The organism is Priestia aryabhattai (assembly GCF_023715685.1).
GTDB lineage: Bacteria > Bacillota > Bacilli > Bacillales > Bacillaceae_H > Priestia > Priestia aryabhattai_B.
The window spans coordinates 1-478 of sequence record NZ_JAMBOQ010000043.1; the positions used below are offsets into that span (position 1 = coordinate 1).

Genomic DNA, 478 nt, shown 5'->3' on the forward strand with positions numbered 1-478 from the left:
GTCTTGGTCTGCGTGTAGAACTGCACGACCTGCTTGCCGTACGGGCCGAGATCGCCGAGCTTCGAGCCGCGCGAACCGGTGAAGCTGAAGTAGGGCACCGGCACCGGAATCGGGATGTTGATGCCGACCTGGCCGATGTCGATCTCGCTCTGGAACTTGCGCGCGGCCGCGCCGCTCTGCGTGAACAGACCCACGCCGTTGCCCATCGGGTTGCGGTTGACGAGCGCGATCGCGTCGTCGAGCGTGTCGGCTTCCAGCACGACCACCACCGGCCCGAAGATTTCTTCCTGGTAGATCGACATGTCGGTCGTCACGCCGGAGAAGATCGTCGGGCCGACGAAGTTGCCGTGCTCGTAGCCGGGCACCTTCACGTCGCGGCCGTCGAGCAGCAGCGTCGCGCCTTCCTTCACGCCGGCGTCGATCAGCGACAGGATGCGCGCCTTCGCCGCCTTCGACACGACCGGGCCGACGTCGGTGC

General features: G+C 66.5%; 1 protein-coding gene. It reads right to left on the bottom strand.

The genetic code is table 11. The annotated features are described in order from the left end of the window. Positions 1-478 (bottom strand): aldehyde dehydrogenase family protein (locus M3225_RS28820; RefSeq protein WP_251400737.1); only part of this gene is annotated, 478 nt, incomplete at both ends.